General features: G+C 55.9%; 16 protein-coding genes. 9 read left to right on the top strand and 7 right to left on the bottom strand.

Annotation, left to right across the window (positions count from 1 at the left end; genetic code table 11):
* Positions 1-13: 13 nt before the first annotated feature.
* Positions 14-886 carry a RecX family transcriptional regulator gene (locus tag FB556_RS09205; protein ID WP_170200431.1) on the top strand — a complete coding sequence of 291 codons (873 nt, stop codon included), beginning with the start codon at positions 14-16 and terminating at the stop codon, positions 884-886.
* 173 nt (positions 887-1,059) lie between these two features.
* Complete coding sequence (locus FB556_RS09200; protein WP_141867002.1) at positions 1,060-2,883, top strand: threonine/serine exporter family protein; 1,824 nt, start codon at positions 1,060-1,062, stop codon at positions 2,881-2,883.
* 19 nt (positions 2,884-2,902) lie between these two features.
* Here FB556_RS09200 and FB556_RS09195 read toward each other — a convergent pair whose 3' ends face one another.
* Positions 2,903-3,616, bottom strand: a complete 714-nt coding sequence (locus FB556_RS09195) for a uracil-DNA glycosylase (protein ID WP_141867000.1) — start codon at positions 3,614-3,616, stop codon at positions 2,903-2,905.
* Positions 3,617-3,689: 73 nt separating this feature from the next.
* Here FB556_RS09195 and FB556_RS09190 point away from each other — a divergent pair, with 73 nt between their 5' ends.
* From FB556_RS09190 to FB556_RS09175, 4 genes are all read left to right on the top strand, one after another.
* Complete coding sequence (locus FB556_RS09190; protein ID WP_141866998.1) at positions 3,690-3,929, top strand: DUF3263 domain-containing protein; 240 nt, start codon at positions 3,690-3,692, stop codon at positions 3,927-3,929.
* Positions 3,926-4,591 (top strand): LytR C-terminal domain-containing protein, encoded by a 666-nt coding sequence (locus tag FB556_RS09185; protein WP_141866995.1) that lies wholly within the window; start codon positions 3,926-3,928, stop codon positions 4,589-4,591. The genes FB556_RS09190 and FB556_RS09185 overlap by 4 nt, the downstream gene beginning before the upstream one ends.
* A 213-nt stretch (positions 4,592-4,804) precedes the next feature.
* The gene (groL, locus tag FB556_RS09180; RefSeq protein WP_141866993.1) at positions 4,805-6,442 is read left to right on the top strand and encodes a chaperonin GroEL; all 1,638 of its coding nucleotides are present in this window, start codon (positions 4,805-4,807) and stop codon (positions 6,440-6,442) included.
* Positions 6,443-6,585: 143 nt separating this feature from the next.
* A complete protein-coding gene (locus FB556_RS09175) occupies positions 6,586-7,509 on the top strand; it encodes an SDR family oxidoreductase (protein WP_246057340.1) in 924 nt (307 codons plus the stop codon).
* On the opposite strand, the gene FB556_RS09170 is transcribed toward FB556_RS09175, so the two are convergent.
* From FB556_RS09170 to FB556_RS09150, 5 genes are all read right to left on the bottom strand, one after another.
* Positions 7,500-8,432 carry a DUF4031 domain-containing protein gene (locus FB556_RS09170; protein ID WP_141866991.1) on the bottom strand — a complete coding sequence of 311 codons (933 nt, stop codon included), beginning with the start codon at positions 8,430-8,432 and terminating at the stop codon, positions 7,500-7,502. The genes FB556_RS09175 and FB556_RS09170 overlap by 10 nt on opposite strands.
* 74 nt (positions 8,433-8,506) lie before the next feature.
* Positions 8,507-8,797, bottom strand: a complete 291-nt coding sequence (locus FB556_RS09165; protein ID WP_141866989.1) for a WXG100 family type VII secretion target — start codon at positions 8,795-8,797, stop codon at positions 8,507-8,509.
* Positions 8,798-8,912: 115 nt separating this feature from the next.
* Positions 8,913-10,451 carry a sensor histidine kinase gene (locus FB556_RS09160; RefSeq protein ID WP_141866988.1) on the bottom strand — a complete coding sequence of 513 codons (1,539 nt, stop codon included), beginning with the start codon at positions 10,449-10,451 and terminating at the stop codon, positions 8,913-8,915.
* A complete protein-coding gene (locus tag FB556_RS09155) occupies positions 10,452-11,159 on the bottom strand; it encodes a response regulator transcription factor (protein WP_141866986.1) in 708 nt (235 codons plus the stop codon).
* A 42-nt stretch (positions 11,160-11,201) separates the two neighbouring features.
* Entirely contained in the window at positions 11,202-11,468 is a 267-nt protein-coding gene (locus FB556_RS09150) for a cytochrome c-type biogenesis protein CcmH (RefSeq protein WP_141866984.1), read from the bottom strand.
* Between the two features lie 171 nt (positions 11,469-11,639).
* Here FB556_RS09150 and FB556_RS09145 point away from each other — a divergent pair, with 171 nt between their 5' ends.
* Positions 11,640-12,023, top strand: coding sequence for a cold-shock protein (locus FB556_RS09145; RefSeq protein WP_141866982.1), 384 nt, complete (start codon positions 11,640-11,642; stop codon positions 12,021-12,023).
* Positions 12,007-12,645, top strand: coding sequence for a DUF3027 domain-containing protein (locus FB556_RS09140; RefSeq protein WP_246057339.1), 639 nt, complete (start codon positions 12,007-12,009; stop codon positions 12,643-12,645). The genes FB556_RS09145 and FB556_RS09140 overlap by 17 nt, the downstream gene beginning before the upstream one ends.
* Before the next feature lie 164 nt (positions 12,646-12,809).
* Here FB556_RS09140 and serC read toward each other — a convergent pair whose 3' ends face one another.
* Positions 12,810-13,934: a phosphoserine transaminase gene (gene serC / locus FB556_RS09135; protein ID WP_141866980.1), complete on the bottom strand. Its 1,125-nt coding sequence runs from the start codon at positions 13,932-13,934 to the stop codon at positions 12,810-12,812.
* A gap of 230 nt (positions 13,935-14,164) precedes the next feature.
* Between serC and FB556_RS09130 the strand changes: the two genes are divergently transcribed.
* A complete protein-coding gene (locus FB556_RS09130; protein ID WP_141866977.1) occupies positions 14,165-14,896 on the top strand; it encodes a metal-dependent transcriptional regulator in 732 nt (243 codons plus the stop codon).
* Positions 14,897-15,228: the final 332 nt, after the last annotated feature.

Raw genomic sequence — 15,228 nt, 5'->3', positions numbered from 1 at the left:
ATAAGGAATGAATATGACGCATCATCACACCACCTCAGACAATGCTCAACCATGGGCACCTCCTGCGGGTCACGACTCGAATCAATCGCAGCACTGGCAGGGGCAAACTGGTCAACACCAAGCTGGCCAATACTATGATCCGGCCCAGCATTACTACGACCCAAATAACCCGACCGCCTGGCACCAGGCGACCCAGTTTTCTAACGGTCGGCCACCCACCCGACCCTTCTACAAGCAGTGGTGGTTCATCACGATTCTTGTGGTCCTTATTTTGGGCGTGGCCGCCATTAGTCTGGCAGTAGTCACCAATGAGCGCTCGCATGACGACCTCGCTCAACAGCCGGGCACCGATACACCTGCAGCACCCCTGGCTCCCGAAGATTCCTTGAGCCTGGAGGACACGAAGCTCGAGCGTTCTGACGATGGCAGATTTGTGCTCCAGGACGGCGGCAGTCAGGAACAAGCACTTGCAAAAGTCCAGGAACGTATCGACGCCGACTATTCACACTATGGGCCCACGGATCTTATTGATGTTCTACGCTACGACGGCTACCAAAATGAGGCCATCGAATATGCGCTAAATAATCTGAGCGTTGATTGGAACGAACAAGCTCTGGGTACTGCTCAGCAGATGAGTGATAGTGAATACAGCGGATACTCGGCACAAGAAATACAAGAATATCTCAACCGGGCGGGCTTCATCGACGACGAAGTTCAGTATGCGCTGGAGAACCTCGACATTGACTACAACCAACAAGCAGTCCAAGCGCTAGAGTCATACCAAGAAACCTTTGATGACCACTCCAGCGAGCAACTGCGCGAATATATGGAATACGCGGGGTTTCAGGACTCCGAAATCGACTACGCATTCGACAATATTGACTAGTCAGATCCTCGGTTTTTCTTCGCCGTTTCGCGGTTTGGAGCACTGCCAAAAGTATGGGATTCTAATACTGTAATTGCGTGTTGGGATCCTTGGTTCAGCTGCTGTGCAACGAACCACGATCCCGGAGTCCCGGGTGGAAAACCCCGGGACTTTTCCTTGGAGGGAGGGCGGCTGTGGCCAACGAGCAACGCGGTGTATCTGAAACTGAAGAGCAGATGGAACCACAAAACGGTCAAGAGTCGGTGGATAATCTCCACAACCCGCAGGAGCCACCCGCCGAGGTGAGTATTCTCCCGGTGATACGCCCGGCGGTGACCCTGCCGAACCCAGATGTGGATGCCCGCCAGATGGCCCCACAGGTGACTGAACCCGAGACGGTTCCAGAAGATCTGGTTCCGACGTCGGTCTTAGCCGCCGGGGACGAGCCCGAGACAGTCGCACCGTTACGCGAACTTCCCAAGCCCGAACAAGAAGCCGCCTACGTTCAGGAAAAACCAGCCCCGGACACACGGAAATTCCCGGCACTGACGACCTGGCGCCAAGCCTTCCAAGGTTTCACGGATCGTACCAAAGACAAAAGCGGTGACCACGATGGCGGCCGGGCCAGTTTTACCGAGGAATATGCCCCCTACACCGAATCGTTGCCGACTCAAGCGCTGCGGCTGGTAGATCGGCTCCAAGACTCTCCCTATCAGCTGACCGGAGCACGCTATAAAGCGGTCGCCGAAGCTAAAGAAGCGCACAACACGATGCTGTTGGCGCTCAAGCTAGGCGAAACCATGTTTCGGTTTGGTGCCGGCGCTCTGGAGGTGGAAACCTCGATCATCGTGGTGACCCAGGCCTACGGGGTATTCGATGCTGAGGTCGATATCACCAACCAGTCTATTTCGCTGAACTTCGCGCCGATCGGTGAACCCCCCGCGACCTACCAGCGCGTAGTCCGCACGTGGGGATCCGATTATGCAGGTTTGGCTGACCTACACCAGTTGGTCACCGAGATCGCGGCCGGTGAGGTCGAGCGTGACGACGCGCATGCGCGGTTGGCCGCAATTCGACAGCGCAAGAAAACGTTCCCCACCTGGATGTCGTTCTTTGCCAATGGTGTGTGGGCTTCGGCGTTTGTGATCTTCATCGGCGGTTCCTGGTTTTCGGCCCTGCTGACCATGGGCGTCACATCGCTGATCATGGCCACCGTGCACGTGATGGGTCGATTGCGGGCTCCGGATGTTTTTGCCACCATGGCCGGTGGGCTCATGGCAACGCTGATCGCCTTTGGCCTGTATTGGTCCGAGGTGTTCCGAGACCCGGCACTGATGATTGCCGCCTCCTTATTGACCCTCGTCCCAGCATTACGCATCGTGTCTGCCCTCCAGGACGGTATTAACGGGTTCCCTGTCACCTCGGCTGGGCGTATAGTCTCCTCAGCCCTGGTCTATGTGGGGCTCGTGGCCGGTATTGCCATCGGCATTGTAGCGGTCAGTATGCTGGGCGCACCCGAAATTGACATCACCGCAATGCCCTCGCGCCAGTACCCGCACTGGTTGATTACTCTTATCGTTGCCATCGCAGCGATGGGGATGTCGATTGCCGAACAAACACGCATGCGCCTGATACTGCCCACCGGTCTCGTCTCAGCGGTGGGCTACCTCGTCTACGCGGGCGCCGTGGACCTAGGATTCGGTCCCAGCATCGCCCCGGCGGCAGCAGCCGTCGTCGTCGGGTTCTGCGCTCGCATTGTGGCGTTGAGCCTGGGTGCTCCCCAGCTGGTGGTCGCGGTCCCGGCCGGCATTTTCTTGCTGCCAGGGCTGATGATCTTTCGGGCGATGTATGAGATCGGCACGAACGTGGAGATGATGTCAGGCGGGGTGATGGTTCTTTTACAAGCCTCGGTGATCATCATGGCCATGGCAACGGGACTGGTGTTAGGTGACTCCCTGGCACGGCCATTGACCACCGGGCTGAAATCCAATGAACGACGGCGAGCAGGCCACCGCTAGGCGAGCGCTCGCAGTGACGTTAGAACAGTTCGGACTGTGTAGGCTGCTCTAACGAATTGGCGGCCCAATCGATGGGCTCGACACCGTGGTCAGCCAGGAACTGATTGGTTTTGGAAAACGGTTTTGAGCCAAAGAAACCCCGGCGTGCAGACAACGGGGATGGGTGAGCCGAAGTGAGGACCAGGGTGTCGTCGTCGTGGAAGCGCGTGGCCAAGGTTTTGGCTTGTCCGCCCCATAGGATCACCACCAGGGCAGTGCCGCGGGCGGCCAGACCATCCACGACCGCGTCAGTGATGGCTTCCCACCCCAAGCCCTTGTGCGAGCCGGCAGCATGCGCGGTGACCGTGAGCACCCGGTTGAGTAGAAATACGCCCTGAGCTTCCCACCCCGAGAGGTCGCCCGTGGCAGCCGGGGCGATACCCAGATCGTCTTCGAGCTCTTTGTAAATATTGACCAGTGAACGGGCTAGCGGTCGCACATCCGGGTGCAGAGCAAAGCTTAGGCCTACCGCATGCCCCGGAGTCGGGTAGGGATCTTGACCGACAATGACGACTTTGACGGCGTCGAAGGGCATGTGGAAAACACGCAGCACATTGTCGGGCGCAGGTTCGATGTGCTCGCCGTCGTCACGACGCGCAGCGATGTGCTCCATGAGCCCCTGCAGCTGATCGGACACAGGTTCTAGGATCGGATACCACGACGGATGGATTTCGGGCCAAGCAGAAATGGTCATGCGGTTAGCCTAACGAATCGAACGACATACGGTAGTTTAGACTGGTGGCGATGAATGATCTGAGAGGGGAAGCATGGCTGGGTTGAGCGAGATCGACCAGCAGATGCTGGAGTTTGAAAAACGCTCCTGGCATTATGCAGGTGCCAAGGATCGGGATATTTCCGATACTTTTGGCATGACGCCGACCAGGTACTATCAAAAACTGGCGCGACTGATCACCACGGAGCAAGCATATGCCTATGATCCGATGCTGGTCGAGCGCCTGTTGAATTCCCGTTCCACAATGCACCGTGCAGAAGGTATGGCATCTTGAGCCAGGACGTCCAGACTACTTCCAAGTATCCTCGTGACCGCTTCGACGACGTCGAACCGTATACCACCCAGCAAGGGGCCCACCGCAAAGAGTTTTCGACCCCTAAGGGCGCCGGACAGCTCAACGCAATTATTCTGACCGGCGGCGCAGCCTTAGCTATCGGGATCGGATCATATTTGTGGCTGGCACCGAGCGATCCGCTGAATCTTGCGGCATCGGAGCCCACCGAGACGGCGACCGATCCGGTTGAGGAAGAGTCTGCCGAACCGGAGCCGACGGAAGATCCTGACGAGACCGAAGAGCTCATCGAGCCGGAGCCGGTTGAAGAGTCAGAGTCTGAAGAGCCTGAAGAGCCCTCGCCGACACCTGAACCCACTGAGGAAGAGACCGACGAACCGGAAGAAGTCGATTATTCGTTACCGATCGGGGTCTATAACGCTTCGAATATCCAAGGTTATGCTTCTTCGGTTGCACAAGAACTCGGCGGGGCAGGGTTTAACGTTCCGATCGCGGATAACTGGAGCGGAAATGTCCCGTCACAAACCACCGTGTATTTCTCGTCTGACGAAGCCACAGCGCGAGCTGTTGCCGAAGAGATCGGCGCCGTTGCGGTGTATGAACCCTCGGTAGACGGTGTGCTCGTGGTCTTAACGGCAAACTAACACTTCAGCCGATACTTGCACTCGAGTGCTCCGAGTGCTAAAAATAGATTTAGCACTCTCCTGGTGTGACTGCCAAAGTCAACCCGGAGGGATTACCTCACCATCAGCTGAAGCCCTGTGCACCGCCACCCGGTTAGGTGTCAGGGTTTGCCGTCGCGGGCACTGTGGTGCAGGTGTGGAACACCTAATCGTCCCGAAAGGACCGTGCAATACATGGCTAAGACCATTGCATTTGACGAAGAAGCTCGCCGCGGCCTCGAAACGGGTCTGAACACCCTAGCTGAGGCTGTCAAGGTTACCTTGGGCCCACGCGGGCGCAACGTCGTACTTGAGAAGCAGTGGGGCGCTCCCACCATCACCAACGATGGCGTGTCGATCGCTAAAGAAATCGAACTCGAAGATCCCTACGAAAAAATTGGTGCCGAGCTCGTCAAAGAGGTTGCCAAGCGCACCGATGACGTAGCCGGTGACGGTACCACCACCGCAACCGTTTTGGCCCAGGCTCTGGTTTCTGAAGGCCTGCGCAACGTTGCCGCCGGCGCCGACCCAATCGCCCTGCGCCGCGGAATCGACAAAGCTGTTACGGCTGTTACTGCAGCGCTGCAGGAACAGGCTCGCGAAGTCGAAACCAAAGAACAGATCGCAAACACCGCCTCCATCTCGGCCGGCGACGACGAAATCGGTCGTATTATCGCTGAATCTCTGGATAAGGTTGGTAAAGAAGGCGTTGTGACCGTTGAAGAGTCCAACACCTTTGGCCTGGATCTGGAACTTACCGAAGGGATGCGCTTCGACAAGGGTTACATCTCTGGCTACTTCGCCACCGACGGCGAACGCCAGGAAGCAGTCCTGGAAGACCCCTACATCTTGATCGTCAACTCCAAGATCTCCAACGCTCGTGACATGGTTGGCATCTTGGAAAAAGTCATGCAGTCGGGCAAACCACTGCTGATCATCGCTGAAGATGTCGAAGGCGAAGCCCTGGCAACCTTGGTTGTCAACAAGATTCGTGGCACCTTCAAGTCTGTTGCTGTCAAAGCCCCAGGCTTCGGTGACCGTCGTAAGGCTATGCTCAACGACATCGCCATCCTGACCGGCGGCCAAGTCATCTCCGAAGAGGTTGGCCTGACCCTGGAAAACGCGACCCTGGACATGTTGGGCACTGCCCGCAAGGTTGTCGTTTCCAAGGATGAGACCACCATCGTTGAAGGTGCTGGCGACTCCGACCAGATCGCTGGTCGTGTTAGCCAGATCCGTAGCGAAATCGAAAACACCGATTCCGATTACGACCGTGAAAAACTGCAAGAACGTTTGGCCAAACTGGCCGGCGGTGTAGCTGTAATTCGCGCCGGTGCTGCCACCGAAGTCGAACTCAAAGAACGCAAAGCACGCATCGAAGACGCGATTCGTAACGCGAAAGCCGCTGTTGAAGAAGGGATCGTAGCCGGCGGTGGCGTGGCACTGATCGAAGCTGCTCAGACCGCCTTTGCTGACCTGAAGCTGGCTGATGACGAAGCCACCGGTGCTCGCATCGTCCAGATTGGTGTTGAAGCTCCGCTGAAGCAGATCGCCCAAAACGCTGGTCTTGAACCAGGTGTGGTCGTCGACAAGGTGAAGAATCTGCCAGCAGAACACGGCCTCAACGCCGCAACCGGCGAATACATCAATCTGCTAGAAGCTGGCATCAACGACCCGGTCAAGGTAACTCGTTCCGCGCTGGAGAACGCCGCTTCAATTGCAGGCCTATTCCTGACCACTGAAGCTGTCATCGCTGACAAACCAGAACCAGTCGATCCAGCGGCTGCAGCCGCTGGCATGGACGGTATGGGTGGCATGGGTGGCATGATGTAAGACTGCTTGCTGGCAAGCAACACACGAAGATACACCCATCTTCTCGATGTCCCGGTCACACGACCGGGACATCGGTGTTTAACCCACCGGGTACTGTGCAGGTTTGTAGAATATAGCGAGAGTAGGCAAGAAAGGAAAGAGTCGTGGGTAAACTTTTACGAGCCGTTCGCAACCTGAGCGTCACGGCAGGTGCTATTGGCGCCGCTGGTGTTTGGTATCGCAAACGTGCAGAACGGCATCTGTCCATGCGTGCCCAAACGGTACTGGTAACCGGTGCAGGATCCGGACTGGGGCGGCTCCTAGCACGTGGTGCAGCACAGCGCAACGCAGCTCATATCGTGGTATGGGACATCAATGAACAGTCGGCTCGCGATACGGTCGACGAGATTTTAGCCTACGGTGTCGATGCTTCTTATGATGTGGTCGACCTCGCCGATGACGAATCCGTTGATGCTGCGGGTGCAGCGGTGCGCCAACGTATCGGCGGAATTGATTTTCTCATCAATAACGCCGGTATCGTGACCGGGAAAACGTTTCTAGAACAAAACCACCACGACGTAGAGCGCACCTACCAAATCAACACCCTGGCGCTATATCGGGTGACCCGACAGTTCCTACCAAATATGGTCGCTAATAACTTCGGGTCTATCACAGTGGTCGCTTCAGCAGCATCGCTTATCGGAGTTGCCCGTCAGACTGATTATGCTGCCTCTAAGTGGGCGGCACACGGTTTCATGGAGTCGTTGCGCGCCGAGATGCGCCACTACGGTCATGCCATTCATACGCTATCGGTCCATCCCTTTTATGTTGATACCGGGATGTTCGATGGTGCCAGCTCGCCGAATGTGTTGCTCCCTATCCTCGAATCTGAAACCGTGGTGCACAAAATCTTCCGCGCCATAGAATCCGGCAAGCGCCAGCTAATTTTACCCTCGACAGCTGCGCTGGCCAAGTGGCTTCAGCTCTTGCCGGTCCCAGTAGCGGATCAGGTAAGTGACCTGCTGGGGATTAATACGACGATGGATCATTTCACCGGACGTACCACGCCTGGTGAGACTCAATCCTGAGATTTACCTCGTCGTGGATATAACTCTGACATAAGATTCCGACGCGCAGATCGTTCCCAGCGTCGTCGTGCAGTAGGCGTATTGAAAATCGGGTTGCGTGCCAACATGCGGCGCAAGAATTTTTCTCGACCGGTGGCAAAAACTTCGTCGCTGACTCGAATAAAGTCTTTACGAATGCCTTCCTGATAGCGCTGATAAGCCCCCGAGTTGCGGGACAGCACCTCAAGATCAGCATCACATAACACTTTGCCGCCGTAATCTTCCTTATGAGGGTCATGCGTGAACGTGAGCCGAATCAGTCGAGCAGTTTCTAAAATTTCCGGACCAGGAACGCCGAGTTCGGGTAAGACGCGTTCAGCGAGACGGGCGGAGTCTTCTTCATCTTGGCCAGGAGGCAGAACCGGGTCGGCACGATAGACCGCATCGTGAAACCAGCCAGCGAGCTTGACAGCTCGAGGAAAAGGTCCCATCGGTTCACCCTGACGCTCTAAGTAATCGATATTTTTGAGCACAGACATCAGGTGCGTCAGGTCATGATAATGACGGTGCTCTTCACCCCAGCGCTCAATCAGGGCATCACAGATTGGTCCGCGATCGAGTTCAGAAGTATTGGGTAAAAGCCGATCAAAGCGTTGATGCAGAATCTTCTCCAGCTTTGAAGCCCGCTCGGCGGCAGTAATGCGTAACCCGGATTTCACTAAACGGCGGACCAGCTCGGAACCTGAGACTTCCAGGGCTCCAGCTGAGACAAGCGCTTCATACTGACTCACCGGGATATCGTAGTGGTCGCCGTCGAAGGCATTTGGTGGGACCCCGTTTGCACGAGCAAAAGCATGCAGTTCCTCAAGGGACTCATCTGAGACGAGATGAGAAAACACGGTGCCATGGGCTGGCCACCGTGCGGGGTCGATCAGTATGGCCATGCCCCTAGCCTACCCACCAAACCCTTCGCCCGGTGCCATGTCAGGGGACCGGGCGAAGGTTTGCGTGGATCTTTTTACCCGCGGAACATTGCAGCGTTTGCTTGCTCCGTGGCTTCGTATTGCTGACCTGCGTGTTGCATCGCTTCTCGGATAGAACGTAGCGACTCTTCAACACGCTGCTGGGTGGCTCGCCATTCGGTGACTACCCCTTGAAAATTGGAAGAGGCTTGCCCGACCCAAGACTCTTGGAGCTGACGTAAGGCAGCATCCATCGTGTTGACTTCGGCTTGGATACGATCAGCGGTGGATTGGACATTGCTGGCTTTGGCAAAAAGTTCTTGGACATCAATCTGAATACGAGCCATCAGGGCCTCCTCTATCGACGGTTCATCACGGATGTGATGCGGTGCCGCCAGCCTAGAAAGGTGCCAGCTGGGGTGGGCGAGCTGTGCTTAGTACTGTGGACAATCCGCGGCCGCTTTATTCGGCTGTGGAGAAGTCAGTCTCGTCTTCGGAACCCCAGTCATCATCGTCGTCATGATCCATGGGGTGATAGGGGAGTCGGACAACCATGGTGGCACCTCCGCCCGGTGTCTCTTCGTGTCTCACGGTGCCGTTGTGTTGGCTGACGATACCAGCCACGATGGCTAGCCCCAGGCCACTGCCGCCGGTGTCTCGATCTCGTGAGGTATCGGCACGGTAGAAGCGTTGGAAAATTTTTTCGGCATCACTATCAGAGATACCTGGCCCGTGGTCACAAATTTTGATGATGGACTCGGTGGCCGCACCGTTTTCGGATGGTGCAGTGCCCACTGCGATTTCAATGGCGGTGCCACCCGGGGTGTATCGCAACACGTTGGTCATCAGGTTCGAAATGACCTGTCGTAGTCTGTTGGCATCACCCAGGGTGGGTGCTGACTGCGGCGAGGATCCCGGGGTGAGGCCGGTTAGAGTGATGTGGCGATCCGGTGCGGTTGCTCTCGTATCGAGCACCAGATCGGATGCCAGTTGCAACAGATCAATAGGATCAATATCCATCGTGCGTTGCTCATCAAGTCGGGCCAGTGTCAGGAGGTCTTCGACCAGCTGGGTCATGCGTTTGGCTTCAGACTCGATTCGACCCATCGCGGTGGATACATCCTCCTCAGAAGACAGCGCGCCATGGCGATACAATTCCGAAAAGCCCCGGATTGTGACCAGCGGGGTGCGGAGCTCGTGAGAGGCGTCCTGGACGAAACGTCGCATGCGCTCTTCGGATTGTTCATTCGCACGGAAGGCAATTTCGATGTGCGCCAGCATCGCGTTCAGGGACCGCGACAGGCGCCCGACCTCGGTGTCCGGTGCCCCGCTGGGGACACGTTTGGATAGATCACCAGCCGCAATACCGGCGGCGGTTCGCTCCACCCTGTTCAGTGGGCGAAACGCCGTGGTTACCAGCCCGTAGGCGATCATGGTGACGACTAGTGTTGCCAAAAACCCGATGGTAATGACCAGGGTGGTCACCCGTTCGACCGAACGTTCTACGGGGTCTAGAGGTAAGGCAATGGCCACGGTGCCGCTGTCAGACTCGAGGCGATAAATCTGTACCCGCCACTGATGCTGAGGCATCGCCAACCCCGGCACGTTGAACGGGGTCGAACCGTGGGCGGCCGCCTGGCGGGCAGTCAGCGGTTCAATATCGGGGACGTCTGATCCTTCAGCGTAAATTCGGGTCACGAATTCGCCGTCGTTGTTCCAGGATTCACCGTAAAATCGAACAATCGTTTGTTCGAAACTTCCGGTCTCATATGGTCCGGCGGAGCCCATTGAAGTCAAATACATCGACACGTTGTGACGGTTGGTGAAGATGTCCTCATCGATCTGTCGGATCAGTTCCTGGCGATATAACGACGCCGTCAAGATTGCGGTCAGGGCCACCGTGAGGGCCATTAGGAGCCCGGTGATCAGCGTGAGCTGGGTGCGCAACGAAGTAGCCTGCCATCGGCGGGCTATCCATTGCAGCGGTTGGGGCGTGGCCATCTAGCGTTTGTCTTGTGTCCTTAGGAGATATCCGACCCCGCGTTTGGTTTGAATCATCTTGGGCCGATCTTCGACGTCGATTTTCCGTCGCAAATAGGAAATGTAGGATTCCACGATTGAGGCGTCACCATTGAAGTCGTATTCCCAGACGTGATCCAGGATCTGAGCTTTGGAGAGCACCCGGTTGGGATTCATCATCAAATAGCGCAGCAGTTTGAACTCGGTGGGGGACAGATCAATGATTTCGCCACCGCGTCGAACTTCGTGAGCGTCGTCATCGAGTTCCAGATCATCCACGATCAACATCGCATCGTCGTCTTCTGCAGGAGCCGTGCGGCGTAACACGGCACGGATTCGAGCCACCACTTCATCGAGGCTAAACGGTTTGGTCACATAGTCGTCACCGCCAACGGTCAGTCCGGTGACTTTGTCTTCGGTTTCATCTCGTGCGGTCAAAAACACGACTGGGAAAAAGCGGCCTGAGGCGCGCAGTTTCCGGGTGACAGTGAAGCCGTCCATGTCCGGCAGCATGACATCAAGCACCGCCAGATCAGGATTATGGGCCTCAGCGGCTTCGAGCGCTTCACGGCCGTTAGCAGCGGCAACAACTTCGAATCCGGCGAACCGTAAAGAGGTGGACAGTAGTTCGCGGATGTTCGGTTCATCATCGACGACTAGGAGTTTTGCTTCATAAGATTGCGACGTCATACGCCTATTCTAAAAAAACTAACCTGTGAGGTTGCTGTGTGTTTACTGGATGGAGTGCGGTGCGTGCTGCCGTTTTCTGCGCACGAATACATTCCCCACCAGAGCCACGAGCATCAAGATGAAACCTGTTGGAAAGGCCAACAGGGCCAGCCAAAACAGCCAAGTGGCAGGGGTGACGCCGGCGAAGTAGTACACTAACACGCCAATCAGCGCGAGGAATGAGACAACAACAATGGCTACCCCGATCCACAACACGGCTGCAATCCAGGCGGGTGTCGCGTCTAAGTTTCGAGATTTTTGGGTGGTCATGGGCGTTATTCTACGCTTGCAGCACAGGTGGCCGATCATTGCGAAGATTCGGGAGCAAAGGCACTATACTGGCCTCCGATAGGCTTTGAGGGTTCCTGTAACCGCACCTGCAAGGGATGTGTGACGGGGACCCTTTGTGAATGATGCACGTGACGAAGGAATAGTAGATCCATGCCAACCGGCAGAGTGAAATTTTACGACCATACAAAGGGCTTTGGTTTTATTACCACCGATGACGGCGATGATATCCATCTGCCGTCGTCAGCCTTGCCATCCGGGGTAACCCAACTGCGCCCGGGAACCCGGGTGGAATTTGGCATTGTCGACTCACGACGCGGCCCACAAGCACTGTCCGTCGAAGTTCTTGAAAAATTACCCTCGGTCGTCCGGGCCACCAGGCCCAAAGCACAAGATATGGCCGGCATCGTGGACGATCTGATCCGCATGCTCGACAACGCCTCGACTGGGCTACGCAGAGGGCGCTATCCAGCAACTAAACAGGCCGAGCAAATGGCCACCATTATGCGAAGGGTGGCTGATGCATTTGATGCCTGATGTCGCTGAAGATACCGTTACCAATACTGAACCTGTCTATCCGACGTTTGGGCCGCCCCGCAGCATGAGCCGTAAGCCACGGGTTGATACCGTCTTGGCAGACGCTGTTGATATCGCCCGAGAGGCGTTGGAAGGCTATGACGGCGACATTGGCGAACACCTGGGGACGACCGCCGATGATGAACGCGTCGTCACGCACCGGTTTGCCGCCCATGTCCCGGGCTATCGCGGCTGGCACTTTTTTGTCACGCTAGCACGTGCCCCACGTTCCAAGATGGTGACGATTAGCGAAACTGGCATGTTGCCCGGCGAGGGTGCGTTACTTGCTCCAGCATGGGTGCCGTGGCGTGATCGTGCCTCAGCAGAAGAGCGCATCCGTCTCGATGCGATCGCTGCTGGCGAGGATCCAGCTAAAGCACTGGAGGCCGCAGGCTTTGGACCGAAGGCCGTTGAAGAAGTGTCGGTCGCCTCGACTGAGAGACCGGTAACTAAAGACCATACCGACAAAGCAAAACAGGCCCGCCGGGAAGCCAAGCGTCGCAGGGCGCGGCAGCAAGCGGCTCGCAGGAAGCAGAAGAAAAAGTCTGCGGGCTCGAATACGAAGCCTGACACTGAGAGCTAAACCTGATAAAAAGCACTGCTGCGGCAGTGCTTTTTATTTATCTTGACTGTGATGCTTCTCAGGTTATCGCATTGTGGTTTTAATGTTCTACCTAAACGACCTTGGCCGGTAGCGACAGAGAATATTGTTTGTCGCTACCGGCCAGAACTGGTTGTTATTCGTGCTTAGAGGCGATCTACAACGTAGTCGATGCAGGCGGTCAGCGCGGAGATGTCTTCCGGGTCGATGGCTGCAAAGGTTGCTATACGTAGCTGGTTGCGGCCGAGTTTGCGATACGGTTCAGTGTCCACAATGCCATTAGCGCGCAGTATCGAAGCGACGGCTGCCGCGTCTACGGTCTCATCGAAATCGATGGTGACAATGACTTGCGAACGGTCCTCCGGGCGAGTCACAAACGGCGTAGCGTAGCTGGAAGCGTCGGCCCAGTTATACAACCGGTCGGAAGAATCCTTGGTCCGGGTGGTCGCGAAATCTAAGCCACCCTTGGTGTTCATCCATTTGAGTTGTTCGTCCAGCATGATCAACGTGGCTAGGGCCGGAGTGTTGTAGGTCTGGTTCTTTGCCGAGTTATCGATTGCGGTCTTGAGGTTCAAGAAGTCGGGAACCCAGCGATCGGATGCAGCAATTTCTTCTGCACGCTCAATGGCTGCAGGGGAAAACAAGCCCAACCACAGCCCGCCGTCCGATGCGAAGTTTTTCTGTGGCGAGAAGTAGTACACATCCGATTGGCTGACATCAACCGGTAGTCCACCAGCGCCGGACGTCGCGTCAATAAGGACGAGCGCGTCGTCATGAGCACCATCGACGCGGTGGACCGGTGCTGCGACACCCGTCGAGGTCTCGTTATGTGGCCAAGCATAGACGTCAACGTTGTGCTCAGCGCGCGGCGTAGGACGAGAGCCAGGATCCGCCTGCAAAATCACAGAGTCTTCAAGAAAGGGGGCATTATTTGTTGCTTTGGCAAACTTCGAGCCGAACTCGCCAAAGGACAGGTGTTGGGCCTTATTGCGAATGAGCCCAAAAGTAGCGATATCCCAAAACGCTGTAGCACCGCCCACGCCTAAGACCACCCGATAATCTTCTGGTGCGCTAAACAGCTGGGTAATTCCTTCTTGGACGGATGCAACCAAGTTGCGCACTGGTGGCTGACGGTGCGAGGTTCCTAGTAGGCTCGCGCCTGCTGCAGCAACCGCTTGAGACAGTTGAGTGCTGACCTTCGATGGTCCAGCACCAAAGCGACCATCCGCTGGTTTGAGGTTCTCGGGGATTTCGATGGTCGGTGTGGACATGGGCTACTCCTTAGAGCAAGGTGGCAGAATACGTTTCTATTGTGGGCTCCGGCAAGCCTGAAACATCAGAATAAGCCAACATATGACTACGGTTTGATCCAAAATGTGGTTAACAAAACACTGAATACGAGTGCCTGTGGATAAATTCTGGCCGAGAATTCGCAGCAACCGTATGATGATTGGTGATTACAGAATACTGAAGACGCATATCGGGATAAGGGAATGTGGCAGTGGCCGATCTGATTGATACAACGGAAATGTACTTACGCACCATCTATGAACTGATGGAAGAAGGCATTGCACCGTTGCGAGCGCGGATTGCCGAACGACTCGATCATTCCGGCCCAACCGTTTCGCAAACTGTAGCGCGTATGGAACGCGATGGACTCTTGCATGTTGCACCGGATCGGAGGCTTGAGCTCACGGAAGAGGGGTTGAAAGCAGCCGCCACCGTCATGCGGAAACATCGTTTGGCCGAACGTCTATTGTCGGACGTGATTGGGTTGGATTGGCCCTTTGTTCATGAGGAAGCCTGTCGATGGGAACACGTCATGAGCGACCAGGTTGAGGCGCGGCTGATGGTCTTACTGGATTCACCGTCGAACTCTCCGTTTGGCAACCAGATTCCGCTGCTTGAAGAACTGGGTGGGCCTGCCACAGGCCTGGATCCGCAACCCTATCAAGGCGAGCCTCTCACCGTCGCCTTAGAACAAGCTGGAACGTTCGAGGTAAAAGTTCTCACGGAAGCCATCCAGACTGACCCCGAACTCCTGACGCAGTTTGCTGCCGCTGGCATCCAGCCAGGCGCAACCCTGGTCGCAGAACCCGCTGACGGCTACGTCGCCGTTCGCACAGTAGAGCGCGGTCCTGAGCTTCCCGGAGAAATTGAAGATATTTCGGAACTAGGTCTCGAGATTTCTGAAGATACCGCTGTGCATGTGCGCGTAGTCCGAGTCCGGTGACTTAATCGTGATCTTTAAGGCTCCAAACAGCCCCCGTTCGGATCGAAAATAACGATTCGACAAAGAAAAATAACAACTTGTTATTTTAGTCCTCACCGCATGCTGGTGCGGATCTAAAGAATAATTTCAGAGATTGAATCCACGAATTGTTATCTGAATGTGACAATTCGTTATGGTTCTACTAAGCTAGCTCTCGGTGTTGATAACAGAATGTGATTCAGCACCGGCCACCAGCTTGCTTTTACACTCCGCGGCTGGGTGGGCAAAACACAGCAGTTGTAAAACATTGTTCGTGGCGGAGTGGGGCGGAAGCCACTAAGCACATGAGAGAG

Origin of the sequence: Enteractinococcus coprophilus, from assembly GCF_006716305.1 — a bacterium.
Classification (GTDB): Bacteria; Actinomycetota; Actinomycetes; order Actinomycetales; family Micrococcaceae; genus Yaniella; species Yaniella coprophila.
Note: the sequence above shows the minus strand (reverse complement) of the source record. Positions and strands in the feature narration are given on the sequence as shown.

Excerpts from the sequence above, each read along its gene's own strand:
- FB556_RS09190 (WP_141866998.1), top strand. The coding sequence starts at position 3,690 with ATGGCTGGGTTGAGCGAGATCGACCAGCAGATGCTGGAGTTTGAAAAA.
- FB556_RS09165 (WP_141866989.1), bottom strand. The coding sequence starts at position 8,797 with ATGGCTCGTATTCAGATTGATGTCCAAGAACTTTTTGCCAAAGCCAGC.
- groL (WP_141866993.1), top strand. The coding sequence starts at position 4,805 with ATGGCTAAGACCATTGCATTTGACGAAGAAGCTCGCCGCGGCCTCGAA.
- FB556_RS09140 (WP_246057339.1), top strand. The coding sequence starts at position 12,007 with ATGCATTTGATGCCTGATGTCGCTGAAGATACCGTTACCAATACTGAA.
- FB556_RS09155 (WP_141866986.1), bottom strand. The coding sequence starts at position 11,159 with ATGACGTCGCAATCTTATGAAGCAAAACTCCTAGTCGTCGATGATGAA.
- FB556_RS09145 (WP_141866982.1), top strand. The coding sequence starts at position 11,640 with ATGCCAACCGGCAGAGTGAAATTTTACGACCATACAAAGGGCTTTGGT.
- FB556_RS09170 (WP_141866991.1), bottom strand. The coding sequence starts at position 8,432 with ATGGCCATACTGATCGACCCCGCACGGTGGCCAGCCCATGGCACCGTG.
- FB556_RS09160 (WP_141866988.1), bottom strand. The coding sequence starts at position 10,451 with ATGGCCACGCCCCAACCGCTGCAATGGATAGCCCGCCGATGGCAGGCT.
- serC (WP_141866980.1), bottom strand. The coding sequence starts at position 13,934 with ATGTCCACACCGACCATCGAAATCCCCGAGAACCTCAAACCAGCGGAT.
- FB556_RS09205 (WP_170200431.1), top strand. The coding sequence starts at position 14 with ATGACGCATCATCACACCACCTCAGACAATGCTCAACCATGGGCACCT.
- FB556_RS09195 (WP_141867000.1), bottom strand. The coding sequence starts at position 3,616 with ATGACCATTTCTGCTTGGCCCGAAATCCATCCGTCGTGGTATCCGATC.
- FB556_RS09150 (WP_141866984.1), bottom strand. The coding sequence starts at position 11,468 with ATGACCACCCAAAAATCTCGAAACTTAGACGCGACACCCGCCTGGATT.